The sequence below is a fragment of the Paenilisteria rustica genome, assembly GCF_013820765.1.
Classification (GTDB): Bacteria; Bacillota; Bacilli; order Lactobacillales; family Listeriaceae; genus Listeria_A; species Listeria_A rustica.
The window spans coordinates 1-24,768 of the sequence record NZ_JABJVM010000008.1 but is presented as its reverse complement, the minus strand read 5'-3'; the positions used below and the strand labels follow the sequence as shown (position 1 = coordinate 24,768).

Annotated in this window: 19 protein-coding genes; 15 read left to right on the top strand and 4 right to left on the bottom strand. The window is 42.9% G+C overall.

Annotated elements, in window-relative coordinates:
• Positions 1-52 precede the first annotated feature (52 nt).
• The 3 genes from HPK16_RS08965 to HPK16_RS08955 all read left to right on the top strand — a co-directional run bounded on the left by HPK16_RS08965 (position 53) and on the right by HPK16_RS08955 (position 1,897).
• Entirely contained in the window at positions 53-529 is a 477-nt protein-coding gene (locus HPK16_RS08965) for a CcdC protein domain-containing protein (protein WP_181676640.1), read from the top strand.
• Positions 530-645: 116 nt separating this feature from the next.
• Positions 646-1,149 carry a hypothetical protein gene (locus HPK16_RS08960; protein ID WP_181676639.1) on the top strand — a complete coding sequence of 168 codons (504 nt, stop codon included), beginning with the start codon at positions 646-648 and terminating at the stop codon, positions 1,147-1,149.
• 136 nt (positions 1,150-1,285) lie between these two features.
• Positions 1,286-1,897, top strand: coding sequence for a hypothetical protein (locus tag HPK16_RS08955; RefSeq protein WP_181676638.1), 612 nt, complete (start codon positions 1,286-1,288; stop codon positions 1,895-1,897).
• Positions 1,898-1,954: 57 nt separating this feature from the next.
• On the opposite strand, the gene HPK16_RS08950 is transcribed toward HPK16_RS08955, so the two are convergent.
• Positions 1,955-2,563 carry a lysophospholipid acyltransferase family protein gene (locus HPK16_RS08950; protein WP_181676637.1) on the bottom strand — a complete coding sequence of 203 codons (609 nt, stop codon included), beginning with the start codon at positions 2,561-2,563 and terminating at the stop codon, positions 1,955-1,957.
• 150 nt (positions 2,564-2,713) lie between these two features.
• On the opposite strand from HPK16_RS08950, the gene HPK16_RS08945 reads away from it, so the two are divergent.
• The 9 genes from HPK16_RS08945 (at position 2,714) to HPK16_RS08905 (ending at position 16,396) form a co-directional block, all read left to right on the top strand.
• Positions 2,714-3,841, top strand: coding sequence for an exonuclease SbcCD subunit D (locus tag HPK16_RS08945; protein WP_181676636.1), 1,128 nt, complete (start codon positions 2,714-2,716; stop codon positions 3,839-3,841).
• Positions 3,838-6,909: an AAA family ATPase gene (locus tag HPK16_RS08940; RefSeq protein ID WP_181676635.1), complete on the top strand. Its 3,072-nt coding sequence runs from the start codon at positions 3,838-3,840 to the stop codon at positions 6,907-6,909. Before HPK16_RS08945 ends, HPK16_RS08940 begins: the two co-directional genes overlap by 4 nt.
• A gap of 135 nt (positions 6,910-7,044) precedes the next feature.
• Positions 7,045-7,614 (top strand): GNAT family N-acetyltransferase, encoded by a 570-nt coding sequence (locus tag HPK16_RS08935; RefSeq protein ID WP_181676634.1) that lies wholly within the window; start codon positions 7,045-7,047, stop codon positions 7,612-7,614.
• 29 nt (positions 7,615-7,643) lie between these two features.
• A complete protein-coding gene (locus HPK16_RS08930; protein ID WP_181676766.1) occupies positions 7,644-10,814 on the top strand; it encodes a DEAD/DEAH box helicase in 3,171 nt (1,056 codons plus the stop codon).
• Positions 10,815-10,837: 23 nt separating this feature from the next.
• Positions 10,838-11,260 (top strand): general stress protein, encoded by a 423-nt coding sequence (locus HPK16_RS08925; protein WP_181676633.1) that lies wholly within the window; start codon positions 10,838-10,840, stop codon positions 11,258-11,260.
• A gap of 1 nt (position 11,261) precedes the next feature.
• Entirely contained in the window at positions 11,262-11,903 is a 642-nt protein-coding gene (locus tag HPK16_RS08920) for a lytic transglycosylase domain-containing protein (protein ID WP_246369366.1), read from the top strand.
• 171 nt (positions 11,904-12,074) lie between these two features.
• A complete protein-coding gene (gene acnA / locus HPK16_RS08915; protein WP_181676632.1) occupies positions 12,075-14,783 on the top strand; it encodes an aconitate hydratase AcnA in 2,709 nt (902 codons plus the stop codon).
• 92 nt (positions 14,784-14,875) lie between these two features.
• Complete coding sequence (locus tag HPK16_RS08910) at positions 14,876-15,808, top strand: aldo/keto reductase (RefSeq protein WP_181676631.1); 933 nt, start codon at positions 14,876-14,878, stop codon at positions 15,806-15,808.
• 18 nt (positions 15,809-15,826) lie between these two features.
• Positions 15,827-16,396 (top strand): DNA-3-methyladenine glycosylase I, encoded by a 570-nt coding sequence (locus HPK16_RS08905; RefSeq protein ID WP_181676630.1) that lies wholly within the window; start codon positions 15,827-15,829, stop codon positions 16,394-16,396.
• Between the two features lie 62 nt (positions 16,397-16,458).
• On the opposite strand, the gene HPK16_RS08900 is transcribed toward HPK16_RS08905, so the two are convergent.
• From HPK16_RS08900 to adhE, 3 genes are all read right to left on the bottom strand, one after another.
• A complete protein-coding gene (locus HPK16_RS08900; RefSeq protein ID WP_181676629.1) occupies positions 16,459-16,872 on the bottom strand; it encodes a VOC family protein in 414 nt (137 codons plus the stop codon).
• 98 nt (positions 16,873-16,970) lie between these two features.
• A complete protein-coding gene (locus tag HPK16_RS08895; RefSeq protein WP_181676628.1) occupies positions 16,971-17,567 on the bottom strand; it encodes a class I SAM-dependent methyltransferase in 597 nt (198 codons plus the stop codon).
• A gap of 168 nt (positions 17,568-17,735) precedes the next feature.
• A complete protein-coding gene (gene adhE, locus HPK16_RS08890) occupies positions 17,736-20,336 on the bottom strand; it encodes a bifunctional acetaldehyde-CoA/alcohol dehydrogenase (protein ID WP_181676627.1) in 2,601 nt (866 codons plus the stop codon).
• Between the two features lie 385 nt (positions 20,337-20,721).
• Between adhE and HPK16_RS08885 the strand changes: the two genes are divergently transcribed.
• From HPK16_RS08885 to tsf, 3 genes are all read left to right on the top strand, one after another.
• Complete coding sequence (locus HPK16_RS08885; protein ID WP_181676626.1) at positions 20,722-22,584, top strand: multicopper oxidase family protein; 1,863 nt, start codon at positions 20,722-20,724, stop codon at positions 22,582-22,584.
• A gap of 201 nt (positions 22,585-22,785) precedes the next feature.
• The gene (rpsB, locus tag HPK16_RS08880) at positions 22,786-23,571 is read left to right on the top strand and encodes a 30S ribosomal protein S2 (RefSeq protein WP_036093911.1); all 786 of its coding nucleotides are present in this window, start codon (positions 22,786-22,788) and stop codon (positions 23,569-23,571) included.
• A gap of 84 nt (positions 23,572-23,655) precedes the next feature.
• Positions 23,656-24,540 carry a translation elongation factor Ts gene (tsf, locus tag HPK16_RS08875; RefSeq protein WP_181676625.1) on the top strand — a complete coding sequence of 295 codons (885 nt, stop codon included), beginning with the start codon at positions 23,656-23,658 and terminating at the stop codon, positions 24,538-24,540.
• Positions 24,541-24,768 lie beyond the last annotated feature (228 nt).

Here is a 24,768-nt window from a genome sequence, read left to right as displayed (position 1 = left end):
AAAAAAGTTTATAATGAGGCAAGTAAATAGTGCCGATTAGGAGGAAAAAAACGTGTCATTTATAGTATCAATTATCATCACGCTTGTTTTTGGTGTCGGGGTTATCTTGATTCGAATGAAGGCGTCGAAAGAGCCGGCGACTGTGAAAAAAATTATTATTCCGCCAATTATGATGAGTACGGGGGCGCTGATGTTCGTGATTCCGTATTTCCGAGTTTCGCCAGCTGGAATTTTAGAGGCGGTATTGATGGGATTAGTTTTCTCACTCATTTTAATTTGGACGACGCGATTTGAAATTAAACACAAGTATGTTTTTATTAAGCGGACGAAATCATTCCCTGTTATCTTGCTGAGTTTGCTGTTGATTCGACTTGGTATTAAATATTGGATTAGTGGGTCAGTCGATGTTGGGGAGTTATCTGGAATGTTTTGGATTTTAGCGTTTGCAATGATTGTTCCTTGGCGAATTGCGATGTATTTTCAATATAAAAATGTCGCTGGGAAGCTGGAACAAACGGAAGAAACATGATTTTACAATTTGGGAGAATATATCCCATGAAAACGGTTGAATTATGACAGGAACATCGATATAATGAGTAAGGTTGCATGAATTGGGCAACATGTATAAAAGAGGAGGTTTTTCATTTGAAGAAATGGTTAGTAGCTTTATTTTCCCTTGCGCTTGTTTTTGGCTTAGCGGCTTGTGGGAACGATGCTAAGGATGAAAAAGAGACAGAGAAGAAAGATGTTAGTGCGGATGCGATGAGTTTTTACATGGACTTAGTTGCAAAAATTAATGACAATGATGCGGATTATGACGCGTATCAAGCGGCAATTGGTGGCGACACACCACCAACTGGTGCAGAGCTTACAGCGCTTGCGACAAAAGCGAGTGCCTCGGCAGACAAAGTTTCGCAAGTTTTGGCAGATGTAAAAGTTCCGAATTTAGGTGATGAAACGGATGCATTCAAAACGGCGGTGAAAGACTTAAGTGATGCGTATTCGGCGGAGGCTAAAGGCTTAAAAGCTACTCCAATCGATACGAAGTCGGCGGATGAGGCAATGCAAAAAGCTTCTGATGCACTTGGTAAAGCGTTGAAGGATACTGGTTTAGCGCCATCGAATATTATGAATGATACAGCAGCATAAGAATAAAAGGAGGGCGTTGTGGCATGAATCGTTGCAACGCTTTTCGTTTATATGTGTAACTCTTTGTGATTGTGGGTATAATAGAGCGTTACATAAATATGTGATAATTAGGATTATTTAAAAGGAGGAATTTCATTTGAAAAAGTGGGTAGTAGGGACATTAGCAGCGGTAACGATATTTAGTTTGACAGCTTGTGGAAATGTGAGTGATGACACGAAGGATGAGGCCAAAGATAAGGTATCGTCTAAAGCAGAGGATGTTAAAGAAAAAGCGAAATCAAAAGCAGATGAAGTGAAGAAAAAGGCAGATACAAAACTGGATACAACCAAGCAAAAATTACAAACGAAAGCGATGGATTTCTACACAGGGTTAGTTGCGAAAGTGAATGAAAAAGATCAAGATTATGACGCTTATATAGCGGATATCACAAGTGATGCGCCGTCAAAAGGTGAGAAGTTAGATGAGTTGGCAGATAAAGCCAGTACATCCGCAGAAAATATTTCTGAAACACTGGCCAACGTAAAAGTTCCTGACTTGGGAGAACGGACAGATGCATTTAAGTCGTCTATTCAAAGCCTGAGCGATGCATTTGCTGAAAAAGCAGCAGCAATTAAAGCGAATCCTGGCGACACAAAGGTAGCGGAGAAAGCGGATGCCGCAATGCAAGCTGCTTCGGATAAACTTTCAGTGGCCTTACAAAATATTGGTTTGGCGGGTTCTAATATCATGAACGATATTGCTGGCTGAGCATAAAAAAACTTGATTTCTTCACCGTTTATGTTCGCGGTGGAGAAATCAAGTTTTTTATTTTTGTTTTGTTGCATCTATTTCTGCTTGTAAACGTTCAAATGTCTTCAAAACTTCTTCGGACTTAATTTCTAGTAGTTCTTTTTGGTCGATATCCTTGTCATTGAATGGAATAGGATCACCAAATCGGATGATGACTTTTTTTCGTTTGAAAAGTTCACCGACTGTTTTCGGGCCATCGTACACGGCTGGTAAAATAGGAACTTTCCCTTTTAGTGCTACGGTCACAGCGCCGCGTTTTAGGTGGAGGCCGGCCGATTTTCTAGTACCGCTCGGGAAGATACCAACTACTTTGCCGTCTTTTAAAAGGCGAATTGGCAGCTTGATCGCGCTTGGGCCAGGATTTTCACGATTTACTGGGAAGGCGTTGAGATGGCGCATTAGCCAGTTCAGTGTCTTCGTTTTAAACAGTTCTTGTTTTGCCATATAGTGAATTTGAAGTGGCTTGATGGCAAATCCGAGGTAGAGAATTTCCATCCATGATGTGTGTGTGGAAACGACGACGAATGGTGCTTCTGGAATCTTGTCTTTATTCTGTACCTTGAAACGTCCGCCGATTATCGTGAGGATCACCTGGACGAAATTTCTCGCAAAAGTGTAGAACAAGTTGGTTCACTCCTATAATTCTTTTTTTAGTCTTGTTTTTAGTATACTGAAAAGTTGCGGAAACGTCTAGTGCTTACGTGCCGTTCTTGTTTTTTTCGAAAATATAGTATACTGGAGGTAATGATGAAAATAGAATAATGAGGTGTTAGGATGAAATTTTTACATACGGCGGATTGGCATTTGGGGAAAATTGTGAATGGCATGTCTATGCTTGCGGAACAGCGGTATATTTTAGAGCAGATTGCGCGGATTGCGGAGGAGGAACAGGTGGACGGTGTTGTGATAGCTGGGGATTTGTATGATCGCTCGGTGCCGCCTGCGGATGCGGTGACGCTGCTTAATGATGCGTTGATGGAGCTGAATGTGACGCTTGGGAAGCCGGTTTTTGCGATTAGTGGGAATCATGATAGTGCGGAACGGGTGAACTTTGGTTCGGCTTGGTATGAGAAGAGTGGATTACATATTCAAGGGACGTTAGGTGCTGATTTGACGCCGATTGAGTGGAACGGGGCACAGGTTTGGTTGGTTCCATATCATGAGCCGGCGCAGGTTCGGGCGGCTTTTGAGGATAAGTCGGTGCGGTCATTTGAGGATGCGATGCAGGCTGTTACGGCAAAAATAAGAACGATATGGGATGCGGATAAGGCGCAGATTTTGGTTGGGCATGCGTTTGTTGCGGGTGGACTTCCTAGTGATTCGGAGCGGCAATTGGCGATTGGAAATGTGGACCGGGTGTCGACGAATTGTTTTGGTGGCTTTGATTATGTGGCGCTGGGGCATTTGCATCATCCACACGCGATTCATCATCCGAGTATTTTTTATGCTGGGTCACCACTGAAATATTCTTTTTCGGAGGCGAAGGATAAGAAGAGTGTTCGGATTGTGACGATGGATGGGAAGAAGCTTCAAGAAGTGCGGGAATGTTACTTGGAGCCATTACATGATTTGCGGATTATCGAAGGATATTTGGCGGATTTGGTGAGTTCGGTAGCGCCTGGAAATGAGGACTTTCTGCAGATTAATTTGTTGGATGAGGGTGCGTTGATTGATCCGATTGGGCAACTGCGGGCGTTTTATCCGAATGTGTTGCATTTGGAGCGGGTACAGGAGAAGTTGACGGATAGCCAGTTTGAGCGATTTGAAGATGTGATTAAAAAAGATAATTTGGAGCTGTTTGCGCAGTTTTTTGAGCATGTGAGTGGAAAGGAAATGTCGGAACAGCAGGCGGAGATTATGCGAGAGACGATGGACAGCGTGAAGGGGAGTGTGGATCAATGAGACCTTTGAAACTTACGATGCAGGCTTTCGGTGCTTATGCGAAGGCGGAAACGATTGATTTTACGGAGCTTGGTCAGGAGCGGATTTTTGTGATTTCTGGAAAGACGGGAGCTGGGAAGTCGACGATTTTTGATGCGATCAGTTTTGCGATTTTTGGGAAGGCGAACACGAACGATCGGGAAGGTTTTTCATTGCGGAGTCATTTTGCGAAAGCGGAGGATTTGACGGAAGTGTCGCTTGAATTTTTGCTTCGGGATGTGCGTTATTTGGTTCGACGGGTTCCGCAACAGGATGTTCCTAAGCAGCGCGGTGAAGGGATGACGACGGTGACTGCGAAGGCGGAACTCTATGAATTGGATGGGGATGAGGAACGTTTACTCGCTAGTTCAGTTCGGGATGTTGGCGCGAAGATGGAAGAGATTATCCAGTTGAATGTGGACCAGTTTCGACAAATTTTGATGATTCCACAGGGCGAGTTCAGGGAATTACTTGTAGCGGAAAGCAAGGAGAAGGAAGCGATTTTACAGCGATTGGCGCATACGCATTTTTACCAACTTATTGAAAATCAATTGTGGAATCAGCAGAAGGAACAGGAACAGCTGGTACGATTGCTACGGGAAAAAGTGGCGCGTATTACGCAGGAGGCTTTTGACGCGGAAGCGCTTGCTGGGAAAACGGCGCGGGATATTGAGTTGCTGTTTGCCGAGCGTCTAGTTGTGGAGCGGGAAACGATGGTTGAGCTGCAGGAACAAATGGATTTGGCAAAAGAAAAGGCTGAAATCACGGCAAGGAATGTGACGTTGGCGGAGGAAAAAATCGCGGAATGGGCGCAATTAGCGAAATTGCGAGCGGAAAAAGTGAAATTGGACGGGCAGTCTGACAAGCGAAATCAGGAGCGGGCAGCGGTGGATTTGGCGCGAAAAGCGGGAGCGATTATTGATCAGGACGCGCTATGCTTGCGATTGAAGCAACAATTGGACGAGGCAAGATTGGAAGAGCAGCAAGCGGTGGAAAATATGCAAAAACACGAAATGGCGCTTGAAAATGCTGTTTTGGAAGTAGAAAAGTTAAAGGAAATGGAAGCGGAGTATGTCGCGTGGGTCAAAAAACGCGAATTGCTGCAATCGATGGAGACGAAAGTGACACGAGCGATGGAGCTACAGCAGGAATTAGCGCAGGATAGTGAGCGTAAGCAGGCGTTAGCGCAGAAATTAGAACGGCTAATTTTGCAGGGAAAAGGACTTTTAGAGCAATCGGAGCAGTTAGTCAACCGGGTGCAGCTTGTGCAGGATGCGCGACTAAAATCTGCGGAAATGAAACAACATCTGACGGAGCTGAGGCAAGAGAATCTGTTTGTGGTGACTGAAATTGAAAAATGGGAACAGAAAAATAAATGGCAATCGGAGCTCGTTGTACTAGAAGGAGAATGGAGTCAGGCGGAAAAACAGCTTCTTGACGCCGAAGCAAAGTACGCAGAATTAGATGCATTGTGGCAACATGAGCAGGCAGCGACATTGGCGTTATCGCTCGTGGATGGCGATGCATGCCCGGTTTGCGGCTCTCTGGAACATCCGAATGTAGCGGTACAAACAGCTGGGATGACAAAAGCAGAGGTAGACGTGGCGAGGGAAGGGCGAGATGCAAAGCAGGAAACGGCAAAAGCGCTAGGTGTGCAAGTGGAGCAGAAAAAATGGCAGATCGAACAGATCGTATTTGCTTCTGAGGAATCTTTGCACGTTTTGAGGGATAGACAAATGCTGTGTGCCGAGGAGCTTGTGAAAAAAGAACAGGAACTTGCGGGAATCGATGTTTTTCTGACGGAAGAACAACAGGTGGAAGAACTGGTAGAAAGGAATAAACAGGACTTGGCTAAGCTTGCGGAGGAAAAGGCGCAACAACAAGCGGTTTATGAAGAAGTCCGTAAAAAAGTGGATACGTCCGAGACTACGTACGCTTTACTTTTAGAAGACGTACCAGAAGAGTTTCAAAATCCGGCTGGTTTTTATGAAAAGCAAAAGGTGTTGACGGTGAATATCACTGATTTTGAAACGAAAAAAGGACACGCAGAATCGGTGTTTAATACGGCGAAGGAAGGACAATTCAGGGCAGTTTCGGCTAGTGAGATGGCAGAGAAAGCGGCTTTGAAAGCGAGTGAGGCTTTGGCGGCGCAACGCACGATTTTTAAAGATATCATGGCAACGAATGGTTTCGCGGATTACGCTTCTTATCAACGAGCTATTTTGAGTCCAGAAGTTTTAGAGGAGAAGGAGCGCTTTATTCGTGATTTTGAGCAACAGTATCATTTTGTATCAGAGCGCTTAAAAGAGGCGGAGGCAAGGCTTGCAGGCGTGGCACAACCGGATTTGAAAGAATTACAGCGATTGGATGATGAGTCGAAACGTGCGTATCAGGAAAAGACGGAACAGTGGATGGCACAGAAAGACGTTGTTCGTAAGGTTTCGGAGCTTTCGGAGCAATTTATGAAACATGTGAAAGAGACGAGTGAGGCGGAAAAAGCATACGCGGATATTGGCTATTTGGCGGATATGGCACGTGGCAAAAACGACCGTCGCTTAACGTTCGAGCGCTTCGTTTTAGCGACATTCTTAGATACGATTTTACTTCGGGCAAACGGGCGGTTGAAAAAAATGACGAATGGTAGGTTTCAATTGAACCGCAAAAAGGAAAAGTCTAAAGGAAACGTGCAAAGTGGTTTGGAGCTTGAGGTTTACGATGAATATACAGGTCTGGAACGGCATGTCAAAACATTATCTGGTGGAGAAAGTTTCAAAACATCTTTGTCTTTGGCGCTAGCTCTTGCGGAAGTTGTGCAGGAAATGTCAGGCGGGATTTCTCTGGAGACGATGTTTATCGATGAGGGATTTGGCACGCTCGACCCGGAATCGCTAGAAATGGCGGTGGAATGTTTGCTCGAAACGCAGGAATCAGGACGACTTGTCGGTATTATTTCACATGTGCCTGAACTGAAAGAGCGGATTCCTTCGCGGCTAGAAGTAACGGCGACAAATCACGGAAGTACGACGAAATTTTTTGCGCAAGGACTATAAAGAAGTGATCTGGAGGTGCGAACTTAGCGTGACAATAGCTTCCTAGTTTGAAACATTAGGCTTTTTTCGATATAATAAAGTGTTGGATGAAAAAAGGGAACATTTTTTCCTGATGAAATGAATGGAGGAATTGTGATGATACGACAAGCGAAAGCGGAAGATGCGGAACAAGTCGCACCACTTATTTATATAATTTTAGAGGATATGGAGTTGCCTTTTTTAGCGGGTGTTAGTAAAGAAATGATGCTTGAGATGATTGAAGCGAGCTTTTTACGGCCGGATTATAGGTTCAGTAAAGAGAATGTGATGGTCAAAGAAATCGATGGCAAAGTGGCGGGAATCCTTGTGAGCTATCATGGGGAGCACGCGGAAAACATGGACGACGAGTGGGAAGGCATCCAGGATATGTTTGGGATTGTCAATAAAATCCCGTTGTTCACGGAGCAGGAAACGTGGATGGGCGAGTATTACCTCGATTCACTTGTGGTGGACTCGGCTTATCGCGGGCAAGGAATTGGGAAAGAGTTATTGCATGCATTTAAAGAATTGGCTGTCGCTAAAAATTGTGAAATTATTGCGCTCAACGTGGAAAAAGCAAATGCAGGCGCGCTAAATTTATATAAAAAATTAGGTTATGAATCGGAGTATGATTTGGTTTTATCTGGTCATGATTATTATCACATGACCCAAAATGTCAGGAGTTGAGTGAATTGTTAACAGATCCAAAAAACACAATGATTCCTGTTTCGATTAAGAAAAAGGGGCGCGAATTACTGGAAGATGGGGCAATCACTGTTTTTGAAGAAAAGACGAGTTATGCGAATATGTTCCGTTCGGTCGTTGTTGATGACCGGGTTTCGTATGAAGTGAAGCATGTAGCGAGCGGGAACTATCAATGTGATTGTATTTACTTCCAGGAGAATAGTGTTTGTTCGCATATTTATGCGATTGAACTGGAACACGAGGCGCGTCAGACAAAAATTGAGAAGGCTAATTTCAAGCAACGTATTCTGGCTCAAGAGGCTACGACGCTACTTTCCTTATTCCAGGAAAATATGGATCGTCAATTTGATACGTTCGATACGACGGCCAAAACGCCATTGAAGGTGGAGTATATTTTACGGATGCAGGAAAATCGTGATAAAAATATGTTGACGCTTGATTTGAAGGTTGGGCAGGATCGTACGTATGTGGTGAAAAACATCGGTGACTTTTTACAAGCGATTAAACAACATACGAGCTATTTTTTCACGAAGAATTTCAGTTTTGATCCGAATGAATATTATTTTGGTGAGCGTGATATCGCGGTTTTCAATGAGCTGACGAAGATAAATGAAATTGCGAAAATGTATGATACGGATAGCTTTTACTGGAACAAGTCGTATGCGGAGGAAAAGGTGCTGATTATTCCACCGAGTTTAGCGGAAACAATTCTGGCTGACTTGATGGGGCAGAATACGATTTGCATTCATGATGATATTAAATATAGCGGTTTGATGTTTAAAAAAGGGACATTGCCATTTTCGTTCGTGTTTCGTAAAAATGACAAGGGTGACATGTACCAGCTTGTGATGGAGGAATTGCAGCAAGCGAGTTACTTGGAAAGCTATCAGTTGTTGTTTTTAAACGGTGTATTTTATCGGCCAAGTGATGCAGTTTGGGAGCAATTAACGCCACTTATTCATTTCCATAGTGTGACGGAGAATGAGGTGGTGCAGTTTTCGGAATCGCAACTCAGTGAGGTGATGTCTTACGTCCTGCCATCGCTTCAAAAAAGTGGGCACGTTCAGATTGATCCGTCGATTGAGGATCGTGTTATTCAGCAACCGCTTGTTTCGAAGATGTGGATCTCGCAAAAAAACAACGAACATGTGCTAAAGCTGGAATATCACTATGGTTCACAGGTTTTCGATCCGTTTGCTTTAACGGAAAGCGTGGATCCGGACGGGCGCATCATGATTCGGGATATGGAAACGGAAGCAAAAATTATGCACCGGATTGAGGCAGCTCCTGTTCATTTTTCGGAAACGCAAATGGTGGTTAATTCGGATGAAGCGAGTCTTTACGAGTTTTATTATCGGGTTGTTCCGAGTTTGGCGACGGATGTGGCGATTTATTTAGAAGATGGTTTGGAAGAAATGGTGGAAGAACATGTGAAGCCAACGACAACCGTCGATGTGTCGCATGATAATGATTATTTATCGGTTGCGTTTGATTTTCAAGGTATCGATGAGGATGAGATTCAAGAAGTACTGCAATCTTTACGGGAAAAACGGAAGTATCATCGCTTGAACAGTGGGCGGTTCTTATCGCTTGAAGATGAGAGTTATCAGCAAATGGAAGCGATTTTTGATATTTTAGATGTCCGAAAAAAAGAAGTCGGGAAGCAGATGGCAGTGCCGCTTTATCGTGGTATGCAAATCTACGAGGCGATGGGCAGTGCGCAAAATGAGCATAATAAGTTCAGCCGGACGTTCCGCGATTTATTACATGAAATTGTGAATCAAGAGGATACATCCTATCCTTTGCCAGCGAATTTGAATGCGGAACTTCGGGAGTATCAGGTGACTGGTTTTGAATGGATGAAATCGCTTGGGAAGTATCATTTAGGTGGTGTTTTAGCGGATGATATGGGGCTTGGAAAGACGTTACAAGCGATTACGTATATTGCCTCGACGATCGAAGAAAATCCGGATATGAAACCTGTTTTAATCGTGACACCAGCTTCTCTTTTGTATAACTGGTCAAGCGAATTTGAAAAGTTTGCGCCTGATATTCCGGTGACGGTCATTCACGGGGCTTCACAAATGCGTTTGGAACTGATTCAAAAAATCGAGCCAGGGAATGTCTATTTGATATCATATCCGTCCTTGCGTCAAGATGAGCAGGAATTCTTAACGACACGCTTCCAAACGATTATCTTGGATGAAGCGCAAGCCATCAAGAACTACAATACGAAGGCTTCACAAGCTGTGCGAGCGCTCAAAACGACGAATGTTTTTGCGCTTAGTGGAACGCCGTTGGAAAATAGCATTGATGAGTTATGGACGATGTTTCAGACGATTATGCCGGGCTTTTTCCCATCGCTTCGTAAATTTAAAGAATTACCGCATGAACGTGTGGCTCAGATGATTCGCCCGTTCTTGATGCGCCGTCTCAAACGGGATGTTGTTAAAGAATTGCCGGATAAAATCGAGACAAATCTTTATTCTGAGTTAACAGAAGCGCAAAAAACTGTCTACCTCGCTTACTTGGAGAAAATACAACAAGAATTGGCTGCAAAAGATGGTAACGAGCAAGAAGACCGGATTAAATTGCTAGCAGGTTTAACACGATTACGCCAAATTTGTTGCGATCCAGCGCTTTTTGTGGAAAATTATGATGGTGGTTCTGGTAAACTGATGCAATTGTTTGATACAATACAAACAGCACGTGAAAGTGGCAAGCGAATCTTGATTTTCTCGCAGTTCACATCGATGTTACAAATCATGAAAGCGCAGGCTGAGGAAGCTGGCTATCGCTATTTTTATATGGATGGTGGCACGCCTTCGAAAAGCCGGATGGATCTGGTGAATTCCTTTAATGCGGGGGACGCTGATTTATTCTTTATTTCACTGAAAGCCGGTGGAACGGGGCTGAATTTGACTGGCGCCGACACGGTTATTTTGTACGATTTATGGTGGAATCCTGCGGTGGAAGAACAAGCTGCGAGCCGAGCACACCGAATCGGACAGAAAAACGTGGTGCAAGTGATTCGGATGATTACAAAAGGCACGATTGAAGAGAAAATCTATAATTTACAGAAGCAAAAACAGGCATTGATGGATGCGCTAATCCAGCCTGGTGAACAGATGCTCCATCGTTTAACAACAGATGAGATAAAAGAGATTTTGACATTGAGTTGATTATAGAAGGGACGCGAGTGTTTATGGATAATTGGGAAGTATTTATCGCAGGAAATGAAACAGAGGCCGTGGATAAAATTACAGAACTTGAGGTTAGAGGCTATAAAAAAGAGAACATCTCGATTTTGGCGAAATCAGACCAAGAAGAGGAAGTAAAAGACATTATTGAGTCGACAAATGTAGAGGAAGAGCACCCAGTGAATGAAGAAGCGTTTGGTGTTATCTCTGGTATTTTGCAGTCGCTTAGCGGTGGATTGATGATTCCGCAGGTGTATAATCCGAAATACGGTGCACTTTATGCTGCTGGTCCTTTTGCGAAATGGTTTTCAAATACGAGTGACAAATCAGTAAAACGTTTGCTAACAGATTTTGACTTGAATGATGCTCAAATTGATGAATTCGTTCGTGCGCTTCACAGTGGTCAAATCCTGATTTTGGCGAGATAAATTGGCGAAGAAAAAGCCGACAAAGGCGCAACTACGTAAAGTCAAACAGAGACGCAGCATGTTTTTGGCGATTTTAGCAGTAATCGTGTTAGGTTTGGCACTCGTTGTCTTGATGCAATTCCGGGCAGAGGAGAAGCCAAAACCTTACACGCAGGATATTCCTGAACAATTTGTTTCGATTTATCAAGCGGCGGCGAAAGAATACGGCATTGACTGGTTCTTACTTGCCGCTGTGCATCGCGTGGAGACCAAGTTTTCAACGGTAGAGCCGATGATTTCAGGAGTTGGTGCGATTGGCCCGATGCAATTTATGCCGTGTACGTTTGTGGGATGGAGTGCAGAAGGTTGTCCAGCAACGGGTGGCGTCGGTGATTTTTCGGACGATGATTTGGTGGATCCGAGCGTGATTAAGGCGTATGGCGGTTATGGCGTGGACGCGAATCACGATGGTAAGGCGGATCCATGGGATTTGGAAGATGCCGTGTTTTCCACCGCGAATTTTTTAGCAGACAATGGTGCAAAAGTTGGCAAGGAGAAGCAGGCCGTCTTTAAGTACAATCATAGCGATATTTATGTGCGAGATATTATGTTCTATCGCGATCAGTTTAAGAAAGCGTGGAACAAAGATGTAGCTTCAAAGTGAGAAGAAGTCGGGCGATTATGTTCGGCTTTTTTGAGGTGGCTCCGCTGATAATTTTTACTTATTGAAAAGCATCGATTTATCTTAGTTTACTTATCATGCTTTTTTTCGTACAATAGAAGAGTAGAAGAATGCAACGAGAGCGAAGGGTATCACAATGGGAGGCAAAAACTAATGAAAAATTGGAATGAGAAAGCAAAGCAGTCGTTTCAAATCGGAGACGACACGTATCATTATTATCAATTAAAAACACTTGAGGCGGATGGTCAAACATCCATTAAAAAACTGCCTTATTCTATCCGCGTACTTCTTGAATCGGTATTGCGTCAAGCGGATGGACGGATCATCACGGATAAACATATTGAAGATTTAGCGCACTGGGATGCGACGAAAAAGAATGACGGAGAAGTTCCGTTCAAACCAGCGCGTGTTATTTTGCAAGATTTCACGGGTGTACCAGCAGTTGTTGACTTGGCGTCACTACGTAAAGCGATGGCAGACTTGGGTGGGAATCCAGAAGACATCAATCCGGAAATTCCTGTGGATCTCGTTGTCGATCACTCGGTGCAAGTGGACAGTTACGCGAATCCGGAAGCGCTAGAAGTCAACATGAAGCTCGAGTTTGAGCGTAATATGGAGCGTTACCAATTCTTAAACTGGGCGCAGAAATCGTTTGATAATTATCGCGCAGTACCACCAGCAACGGGAATCGTCCACCAAGTCAATTTGGAGTATTTGGCAAGCGTTGTAATCGCGAATCAAGTGGCTGAGAATGAATATACAGCGTTCCCAGACAGCTTGGTCGGAACTGACTCGCATACAACCATGATTAACGGAATCGGCGTACTGGGCTGGGGTGTTGGCGGAATCGAGGCGGAGGCAGGAATGCTTGGCCAACCATCATATTTCCCAATCCCAGAAGTTATCGGTGTTAAATTAATCAATGCCTTACCAAATGGCGCAACAGCAACCGATTTAGCCTTAAAAGTAACACAAGTACTCCGTGAAAAGAAAGTAGTCGGCAAGTTCGTCGAGTTCTTCGGTAAAGGCGTAGCGACATTACCGCTTGCTGACCGGGCGACGATTGCGAACATGGCACCAGAATACGGCGCAACATGTGGCTTTTTCCCAGTAGATGAGGAATCATTGACGTACATGCGTTTAACAGGACGTGAAGAAAAACAAGTCGCGCTTGTGAAGGAATATTTGCAAAATAACGAGCTATTTTTCACACCAGAAAATGTAGAACCGAATTATACGTCAGTTGTAGAACTTGATTTAAGCTTGATTGAGCCGAACTTGGCAGGACCGAAACGTCCGCAAGACTTGATTCCATTATCAAAAATGAAAGAGAGTTTCCAAGCCTCGATCAGCGCGCCAAATGGCAACCAAGGATTTGGTTTATCGAAAAAAGACTTGCATAAAGAAGCGAAAGTAACGTTTGGAAATGGTGATCAATCAACAATGAAGACGGGCTCAGTGGCGATTGCGGCGATTACCAGTTGTACGAATACATCCAATCCGTACGTGATGTTAAGCGCTGGGCTACTCGCGAAAAAAGCGGTGGAATTAGGTCTTGAAGTGCCTAAATTCGTGAAAACATCGCTCGCACCTGGTTCGAAGGTCGTGACCGGGTATTTGGAAGATGCAGGATTACTGCCATTCCTTGAGAAGTTAGGATTTGACCTTGTTGGTTACGGCTGTACGACATGTATTGGTAACTCCGGACCGCTAAAAGACGAGATTGAACAAGCGATTGTAGACAATGATTTGCTGGTGTCCGCTGTACTTAGTGGAAATCGAAATTTTGAAGGACGGATTCATGCTTTAGTAAAAGCAAACTTCCTAGCTTCACCACCGCTTGTCGTTGCATACGCGCTTGCTGGAACGACGAACATCGATATGCTAAATGAACCAATCGGAAAAGGCGAACACGGTCAGGATGTATTCTTAAGCGATATTTGGCCAGCACAAGAAGAAGTGAAGGCGCTCGTGGAAAGAACGGTAACGCCAGAGCTATTCCGCGAAGAATATGCAAATGTTTTCAGTCAAAATGAAGAATGGAATGCGATTGCGACGTCGGAACAAGCACTTTACGATTGGGATACAGATTCAACTTATATTGCGAACCCGCCATTTTTCGAGAACTTATCGCCAGAACCAGGCACAGTAGAAGCACTTCACGGACTTCGTGTCATCGGTAAATTCGGAGATTCAGTTACGACGGACCATATTTCACCAGCTGGAGCGATTGGAAAAGATACTCCGGCCGGGAAGTACTTGCAAGCGCACGGTGTAGCGATTCGTGATTTTAATTCGTATGGTTCGCGTCGTGGTCATCATGACGTGATGATGCGCGGAACATTCGCGAATATCCGCATTAGAAACCAAGTAGCACCAGGCACAGAAGGCGGCTATACAACATATTGGCCAACGGAAGAAATCATGCCTATCTATGATGCATCGATGAAATATCAAGAAGCTGGGACAGGACTTGTTGTTTTGACGGGTGATGACTATGGAATGGGATCTTCTCGTGACTGGGCTGCAAAAGGAACGAATTTACTCGGCATTAAAACAGTCATTGCGAAAAGCTACGAACGGATTCACCGCTCAAACCTAGCGATGATGGGAGTCTTGCCATTGCAATTTAAAGACGGTGAAAGCGCGGATTCACTTGGCTTGACTGGTCGGGAAACGATTAGTGTCGCGATTGATGAAACAGTTGCCCCGCTCGATTTTGTGACAGTAACAGCAGTTGCAGAAGATGGTACACACAAAACATTTGAGGTGCTCGTTCGTTTTGACTCGGATGTAGAAATTGATTACTACCGTCATGGCGGTATTTTACCAATGGTTTTACGTGGGAAATTGAAGAAATAAAAGAAATGAAAAAACATCGAGCTAGAACGTGCGTTCGATGTTTTTTTATGTTATCATGAGGTATAGCGACAAATCAGGGAGGTTTTTGGAAGATGGAGAAACGTGTAGAGATTGGTAGGACTGGACTTCGGGTCACACCGATTGGCTTTGGAGCAAATACGATTGGCGCGCATAATCTATTTCAAAATATTGATGAAGAAGTAAGCCGTGAAACGCTGCGGGCGGCACTTGGCTCGGGTGTTGATTTTTTTGATAGTGCATTTATGTATGGTTTAGGGCGATCAGAAGAGCTGATTGGCGAGATTTTATCGGAGACTGGTCGTCGTTCGGACGTAGTAATAGCAACGAAAGCCGCACATATCGTGACGGACAGTGGGGTTAAATTAGATAATTCACCAGAGTTCTTAACAGATTCTGTAGACATTGCGTTAAAGCGTCTACAAACAGACTACATCGATTTATTCTATATCCATTTTCCAGATGGTGTGACGCCGCCAGATGAAGCGGTCGGTGCATTACAACGTTTAAAAGAAGCTGGGAAAATTCGTGCAATTGGCGTATCTAATTTTAGCATGGATACTCTGAAAGCAGCGAATAAAGACAGCTATGTTGATGTTGTGCAGGATAAGTATTCGCTCGTTTATCCTGACTTAGAGGAGGACATGATTCCTTACTGCCGCGAACAAGGGATTTCTTTCATACCGTACACACCGCTTGCAAGTGGTTTATTAACAGGGAAGTTCACAGCCGGTAATCCGCCGCAAGATTTCCGTAAAGATCGACCGCATTTCCAGGGGCAAGCCTACCTTGACAACATCGCAAAAGTGAATAGCCTTCAAGAATTAGCTGATAAACACGGCGTTTCCATCGCGAATATTGTCTTAGCGACAACGCTTGGTATCGATAGCATCGATGTTGTCATTCCAGGAGCTAAGAGTCCTGAACAAGTACTAGCTAATAGGAAAACATTACAGGCAGACTTGACCTCAGAAGATGTGGCACAAGTCCGAGCTTTATTTAAATAATAGGAAGAAGGATGTCATATGCAGCAAGAACGATGTGGTTGGGCAATGAGCGATACGGTGGAGCAAGTGTATCATGATAAGGAATGGGGTGTGCCGAGTCGTGATGAACAGTATTTATTTGAAATGCTGAATTTAGAAGGCGCACAAGCAGGCCTCTCATGGCGCTTAATTTTGACTAAACGACCAGCGTATAAAGAAGCATTTCATCAATTTGACCCAGATAAATGCGCGCGGATGACAGATGAGGAATTAGAGCACATACGTGAAACAGCAGCCATCGTCAAAAATAAACTTAAAATTGGTGGCGTCCGCAAAAATGCCATCGCTTTTCTGAAAGTGCAAGCTGAATTTGGTTCTTTTGCCAATTATATTTGGGGATATTCAGACGGAAAGCCGATTATAAATCATTGGACGGATATGTCTCAAATGCCCGCAAAAAATGACTTGTCTGAGCGGATTAGCAAGGATTTGAAGAAGCGTGGTTTTATTTTCGTTGGACCAGTTATTATATATTCATACTTACAGGCAATTGGGATGATAGATGATCATGTTATCACGTGCCCGTATCATACAGAGAATCGTAACTGAGTAGACGAATCTAAAAAGACGTAAGTAAACCTGGAATTCCAGGTTTACTTACGTCTTTTGATTTAGCTTTTTTGCCAATTAAGTTGCCATTCAATGCCTAGTTTATCTGTTACTTTTGCATAAACGCCACCCCAAGGCATTTCTTGTAGTTCGATGGATACCTGACCGTCATTCTTTAGTATGTCATACGTGGTTTTTAATGCAGCTTCATCGTCAAACATGAAGGCGATCGAATGTGTGTTTCCTATTACTAGAGGCCCATCTACATAGGAATCTGAGAAATAAAGTAGCTCGACATTATCTTTTTCCAGGCGTGCATGAACGATACGTTTAGCTAGCGCTTCGTTTCCGCGTGAATCCCCCATCTCGCTGTAGGTTTGTACCATTGTTGGTGTGGCACCAAAAGCTTTGGCATAGAAATCTAGGGCTTCTCTTGTATTACCATTGAACTGTAAATAAGGTATCGTATTCGGCATAAAAATTCCTCCTGAAAGAATATTTTTATCACGCTACGGTGATACGAGTAGTATAAGGTAAAACATAGTAGAAATCTACTAAATGCATTTTTCGTATTTTATTTTTGACTAACAGCTATAAATAAAGTTGCATCTTGCTTCATAAATAGTTTTTTGCCGCTGTGGAATAGCTGAATACTAGCCGATTGGAATCCTACATCAGTGAGTAGTGCTTCTAGTTCGCTAGCAACGAAACCGTTATGAACTTTTGGATGGCTGATAGCTGGGTTTTTATCGAAATCAACAATAATTAATTGGCCGTCAGCATGGAGTGTGGCATAGAGTTTTTCTAGAATCAATTTTGTGTCGGGAATATGCAAGAGAACAAGCGAAACGATTATAATATCGGCTTTTACATCAATTGTGTCTTTAGTAAGATCAGCGACGATAGTCTGGACGTTTGAGATGTTGTTTTCTGTTACTTTTTCGTTAATTATCTCGACCATAGTACTGGAGGAGTCTATCAGGATAGCATTTTTGACGTAATCGGCCATTTGCAAGCCCACCAAACCAGTGCCGCTACCATAGTCAATCAGGGTTTTGTCTTTTGCTTGCGTCAGTTCTTCGCTTATTTTTGTCGCAATAATATTAGCAAGTTCTATCCGCTCAGAACTATCATATTTTCTGGCCATTGTTTCGAAAACGTTTTCTTCCATTATTTAATCGCATCCTCTGCTATATGATAAGTTAATAGTATAAATGAAACAATTTCTTTTCGCAATGAATAGAAGAATAGATGACAATAATATTATTATGTAAACTAATCTTGTATGATAAAAAATAACAGCCCGAGGGAAGGGCTGTTATTTTCAAGTATTTATATTTTAAACACCTTTATAAGCGTTCATATAAACTTCTTTCAACTCAGAAACGAGCGGTTGAACTGGGTTAGCAGTTGTACATTGATCCATGAACGCGCGATCAGCAAGTGTATCAACCACTGCGTCGAATGCTTTCTTGTCAACGTTTTGACCTTTCAAGCTCATTTCGATTCCGCAATCTTTACCAAGGCTGATGATTGCATCAACTAGTGATTTCACGCCTTCTTCTGTTGTAGAAGCTGGAAGCCCTAGTACGCGAGCAATTTGTGCGTAATCTTGATCTGCGCGGTAAGATTCGTATCTTGGGAACAATGCATGTTTTCTAGGTTTTGTCGCATTGTAACGAATAACGTGTGGCATAAGGATAGCGTTAGCACGACCATGAGGAATGTGGAATTCAGGTCCGATTTTGTGTGCCAGACTATGGTTAATTCCTAGGAAAGCATTGGCGAACGCCATACCTGCCATAGCGGAAGCATTATGCATTTTTTCACGAGCATCTTCGTCAGCATCAAGAACGGATGCGCGTAATGATTCGAATACCATTTCGATGGCGCGTAGAGATAATCCGCGTGTATAATCGCTCGCCATTACGGATACGTAAGACTCAATCGCATGTGTTAATACGTCCATACCTGTGTCTGCTGTGATGTGAGCTGGAACTGTCATCACATATTGCGCATCGACAATCGCCACGTCTGGAGTCAATTCGTAATCTGCAAGTGGGTATTTAATGTTGTTTTCTTTATCTGTAATAACCGCAAAAGGAGTAACCTCAGATCCAGTACCAGATGTAGTAGGGATGGCAACGAATTGCGCTTTTTCACCAAGTTTAGGATATTTGAATGTACGTTTGCGAATGTCTAGGAATTTTTGTTTCAAACCGAAGAATGAAGCTTCTGGGTGTTCATAGAATAACCACATACCTTTGGCAGCATCCATTGCGGAACCACCACCAAGTGCGATAATGCAATCTGGTTTGAAGTCTTTCATTAGTTCCGCACCTTTATAAACGGTTACGTCAGATGGATCTGGCTCTACGTCTGCGAATACTTGATACGATACGTCATTTCCACGTTTTTTCAAGTGTTCGATAACAACGTCAACATATTTGAATTGCACCATTCCTGGGTCAGTTACGATAAATACGCGTTCGATGTTAGGCATTTTTTGTAGATATTGTGTGGAATATTTTTCAAAGAATACTTTTGGTGGCAGTTTGAACCATTGCATATTATTTCTCCGTTCTGCGATACGTTTCACATTTAAAAGGTTTGTTGCGCTAACATTTTGTGATACAGAGTTTTTACCGTAAGATCCGCAACCTAGTGTTAGGGAAGGGATAAAGCCGTTGTAAAGGTCGCCGATTCCGCCTTGAGCAGATGGTGCGTTCACAATGATACGACAAGCTTTCATGCGTAAACCGAATGCAAGTTGTGCTTCTCGGTCTGTTGAATGAATAACTGCTGAGTGACCTAAACCACCGTATACAAGCATTTCTTCACAACGATCAAAAGCTTGTGCTTGGTCTTTTGCTTCAATAAAAGCGAGAACTGGGCTTAGTTTTTCATGAGATAGTGGATAATCATCGCCCACACCTTTAATTTCAGCTACGAGCATTTTTGTGTCTTCTGGAACTTTGAATCCAGCTTCGTTTGCGATCCAAGCAGGGGATTTACCTACAACATTTGGATTTAATGCATGTGTTTCAGGATTGATCACATAGCTTTCTAATTTTTTGAACTCAGCGCCTTTAACAAAGTAGCATTTGTTCGCTTCCATTTCGTCTTTCACAGCTTTGGCAACTTCTTTGTCGACGATTACAGCTTGTTCAGAAGCACAAATCATACCGTGATCGAAAGTTTTAGATAGGATTAGATCGTTTACTGCGCGTTTGATTTTCGCTGTTTTGTCGATGTAAGCTGGAACGTTACCAGGACCAACGCCAAGAGCAGGTTTACCAGTAGAGTACGCTGATTTAACCATTGCTGCACCACCTGTAGCAAGAACGAGCGCTACATCTTTATGGTTCATCAATTGTTTTGTCGCTTCTAGTGATGGTTTCTCAACCCATTGAATACAATGTTCAGGAGCGCCGGCTGCAACTGCTGCTTCATATACGATACGAGCGGCTTCAGAAGAACATTTTTGAGCGCTTGGGTGGAATGCAAAAATGATTGGGTTACGCGTTTTGATGGCAATGATTGCTTTGAAAAGTGTTGTCGATGTTGGGTTCGTAACAGGAGTTACCCCAGCAATAACGCCGACTGGTTCTGCGATTTCAACGACACCAGTTTGTTTATCTTCATTGATAATACCGACTGTTTTGTCTGCTTTGATACTGTTCCAAATATATTCTGTTGCGAAAATGTTCTTAATACATTTATCTTCATAGATTCCGCGACCAGTTTCTTCAATCGCTAGTTTAGCAAGCGGCATATGTTGGTCAAGACCCGCTAGAGCCATTGCGTGAACGATATGATCTACTTTTTCTTGGTCGAAATCGGCGAATGCTTTTAGTGCGCTTTGTCCGTTACTTGCTAGTGTATCAATTACTTTTTGAACCTCTAATTCTTCATTAACAGCTTTTTCTTTCATTGCCATTTGTGAACCCTCCAATAGTATTGGGACTAAAAACGTCCTCTGGTGACATTTAACGTCCCTGTTATTTCAAAAAAATTGCGGCGGTCGACTCGCCGTCATCTTCTTGGATTTCTTATTTACAAAGTAAGTGTAACATTTCACAAAGTCTTTGTCTAGTGTTTATTGTGAAAACATTCACTTGTTCTCGAAAATAGTAAAAAAGACACACCTAAAAAAAGATTTCTACTAAATATTACTTAGGTAGATTAAGAAAAAGGGGAGTTTCCCTTAGCTTGATTCTTAGCGGTTTATCAGAAATAGTTTCGAGATTCTAAGAAAGATTGTGCATTTTATAGTATACTTGGTGAGAAGTGAGATTATATATAGAAAAAGGGCTTACATAACGATGTATATGATGTTTTTTGGAAGTTCTGTATTAATTTTAATGGGAATGGCGATTGCATGGTCGATTCTTCCTTTTAAAGGCGGACGTTGGCTTATAATGGCAAATGTATTGCTTCTGTTTGCTTGGTTCGCAGTTGCTGTAATTGCTGGTTTGAGTATTGGGTGGGAGTTTATCCGACAGATTTTTGGAATGTTGATGCCGATGGTTGTTTCGCCATTCCTTTTGCTAGCGATACTGCGGAAACGAAAATTGTGGAATCGCTTAGTTAAACGTTATGCCGTTTTTGTGGCTTGGTTTGCGGTGTTTATGATCGCTTTTCAAATACCTGCTTTCCCGGACGGATGGACATATTTCGAGTGTTTTGGACTACCAATTCTTATTTTCTCCCTATTATACGTTTGGGATAGACGGCTTGGCGGGCGTTTTCGAATGCGGTGGATTGTTTCGTGTAGTGTTCTTCTTATTGTAGGTTTTATTTTTGGCTCCTTAGTGTGGAATGCCACCGCGATGCAGGCGGATGGTCACGAGGCGAGCATGGACTGGGGTGGTGGCAAAATGACACGCGGGAGGCAATCGGTGGATGTGACGACACTTACGGGACCAGATGCTGCGGCTGTTACGAAGCGTTATCATTTTACAGCGGCCAAAAAGAAGATGGAAGTTCCGGATGGGACAAAGAAGGAGTTGTGGCTTTTTAATGGGAAATTGACGGGCCCAGCGATCCGAGTGACACAAGGCGATGTTGTGGAAGTTACGCTGAGCAATAAAAATATTGCAGATGGAGTCACGATTCATTGGCACGGTTATGATGTTCCGATTGCAGAGGATGGCGTACCGGATATTTCGCAAAAAGCTGTCGCGGTTGGTGAGAGTTATACGTATCGATTTAAGGCGGATACGGCTGGAACGTTCTGGTATCACTCACATAATCAGTCGTCGGAGCAGGTGGGGCATGGCTTATTTGGTTCGCTCGTTGTAGAACCGAAGACGCTGGTAAAAGAGGAGCTAGAGATTGTGGGCTTTGTAGCGCCAAAATATATCGATGCGTCAGGCGCGCTGCTTTCTAGTAACGGTGAGGTACCGAAAAAAATCAAGCCGGGTACCAATGTTCGAATTCGTCTTGGAAATGCACATAATAAGCCGCAAAAACTGATGTTGAATGGTGCGGTATTTCAAGTGGCAGCGATAGATGGCAATTTGATTCATAAACCTACTGATTTGAAGAACACGTATCTACAAATTCCTGCTGGAGGTCGCATGGACATAACCTTTACGATGCCAAATCATGCGGTTCGTTTGTTTGATGCAAATGATGAGAACGGCGGTTGGGTTTTCCAATCTACGGCGACAACAACAAAAGCATCGACGGAGATTCCTGATGAGGTTTTCAAGCCAGAGGAATACGGGGAACAGCAGGCGAGTCAGCTAGATTTATCGGCTGGTTTTGATCGGGAGTTTGAAATGGTTTTTGATAGTAAACTCGCTTTCTTTGATGGGATGGTGCATCATTTGTGGACGATTAACGGCGAGCTGTATCCCAATACGCCGATGTTGATGGTAAGCGAGGGTGATCTTGTAAAAACGACTTTTATCAATCGCAGTTACAGCCATCATCCCATGCACTTGCATGGCCACAAGATGTTAGTGTTGACGCGCAATGGCGTTGAAACAACGGGAAGTCCTTGGTGGACGGATACGCTAAATGTGAAGCCTGGTGAAACGTATGAGGTCGCTTTCAAGGCGGACAATCCCGGTATTTGGATGGATCATTGTCATAATCTTGATCACGCTACCAATGGGATGATGATGCATTTGCAATACGATAATGTGTACACGCCATTTTCTGGGCATACCCATGAATGAAAGCTAATTACTTATAATGAGCTGAAACACTGCAAATCACTTGTCATAGGCCGTATTCTGTGATATCATAATAAACGGTGTTAAAACATCACACACACATTGAGGACAGTCCAAAGGGTGCTTGTTTACAAGTCTTTGTCTGGTTGATTCATGTGGAGGGCGGAAAAGTCCGCAAAAAATAAAACCATAGGAGGGAATAACATGCCTGTTATTTCAATGAAACAATTGCTAGAAGCTGGGGTACATTTCGGCCACCAAACACGTCGCTGGAACCCAAAAATGAAGAAATATATCTTCACAGAAAGAAATGGTATCTACATTATCGATTTACAAAAAACGGTTAAGAAAGTAGACGAAGCTTTCAATTTCATGAAAGAAATCTCTGCTGACGGTGGAACAATCCTTTTTGTAGGAACTAAGAAACAAGCGCAAGATTCAGTACGTGATGAAGCGATCCGTTCAGGTCAATATTTTGTTAACCATCGTTGGTTAGGTGGAACATTGACAAACTTTGAAACAATCCAAAAACGTATTAAACATCTTAAGAAAATCGAAAAAATGGAAGAAGATGGTACTTTCGAAGTCCTTCCTAAAAAAGAAGTTGTTCTACTTAAGAAAGAACAAGAGAAATTAGAAAGATTCCTAGGCGGTATTAAAGATATGAAAGGTCTTCCAGATGCTTTGTTCATCGTTGACCCTCGTAAAGAACGTATTGCTGTTGCAGAAGCTCGTAAATTACACATCCCAATCATCGGTATTGTAGATACAAACTGTGATCCTGATGAAATCGATTATGTAATTCCTGCAAATGACGATGCTATCCGTGCGGTTAAACTTTTGACTGCTAGAATGGCTGATGCTATCATCGAAGTAAACCAAGGTGAAGAGCAAGAAGTTCCTGTAGAAGAAGTAAAAGCTCCAGTTGTTGAAGAAACTGTTGCAGCAGCTCCGGCTCCTGTTGCTGAAGAACCAACTACAGAAGCATAAGTTATGATTTAAAACTAACAAGGTGATAAGTGGCAATCTCTTATCACCTTTTTTCAAAGATTTTTATATTAGGAGGAATTGTAAATGGCTAACGTTACAGCTCAAATGGTAAAAGAACTACGCGAAAAAACTGGTGCAGGTATGATGGATTGTAAAAAAGCATTAGTAGAAGTAGATGGAGATATGGATTTAGCAATCGACTACCTACGCGAAAAAGGTATTGCGAAAGCTGCTAAGAAATCCGATCGTATCGCTACAGAAGGTATGACAAGCGTTGTCAGCAATGATAAACATGCTGCAGTACTTGAAATCAATGCAGAAACAGATTTCGTAGCTAAAAATGATCAATTCATTCAATTAGTAAAAGACATTTCAAATCAACTATTGACTGTTCGTCCAGATAACTTGGATGACGCGTTGAAAACAGAAATGCCAAATGGTCAAACCCTACAAGATTACATTAACGAAGCAATCCAAAAAATCGGTGAAAGAATCTCTCTTCGTCGTTTTGAAATTCAAGAAAAAGTGGCAGATCACGCATTTGGCGAGTATATCCACATGGGCGGACGTATTGGTGTATTAGTGGTTCTTGAAGGAACTTCTGATGACGCGATTGCAAAAGATGTTGCGATGCACGTTGCAGCAATCAACCCTAAATACATTTCACGTAATGACGTTTCTCAAGACGAAATTGCGCACGAAAGAAAAATCCTTACAGAACAAGCGCTTAACGAAGGCAAACCAGCCAACATCGTTGAAAAAATGGTCGAAGGTCGCTTAACGAAATACCTTAGCGAAATTAGCCTAGAAGATCAACCATTCGTTAAAAACCCAGACGTAACTGTAGGTCAATTTGTTAAAGAAAAAGGCGCTACGATTAAATCGTTCGTTCGTTTTGAAGTTGGTGAAGGGTTAGAGAAGAAAGAGGATAACTTTGTTGAGGAAGTTATGAATCAAGTGAAAAAATAAATCGCTTTTTAGGTGATTTTGGATGAACCGTTTATTCGTTGAGAATTGCGGTTTTTCTTTGTAGTGGGATAAATTTATACTCTTCCTAGACATTTTAAAAGGGCTCTATGTCAATTGTTGGGGTGAAATATCAAGGTGCGAGCTAGGGAGTCAATAGCTCGTGCCTTTTCTTAACCTACAGAGATGTCAAAATCTTTGATAAAGTGTTGGGCTAGTATTTTGGCTCGG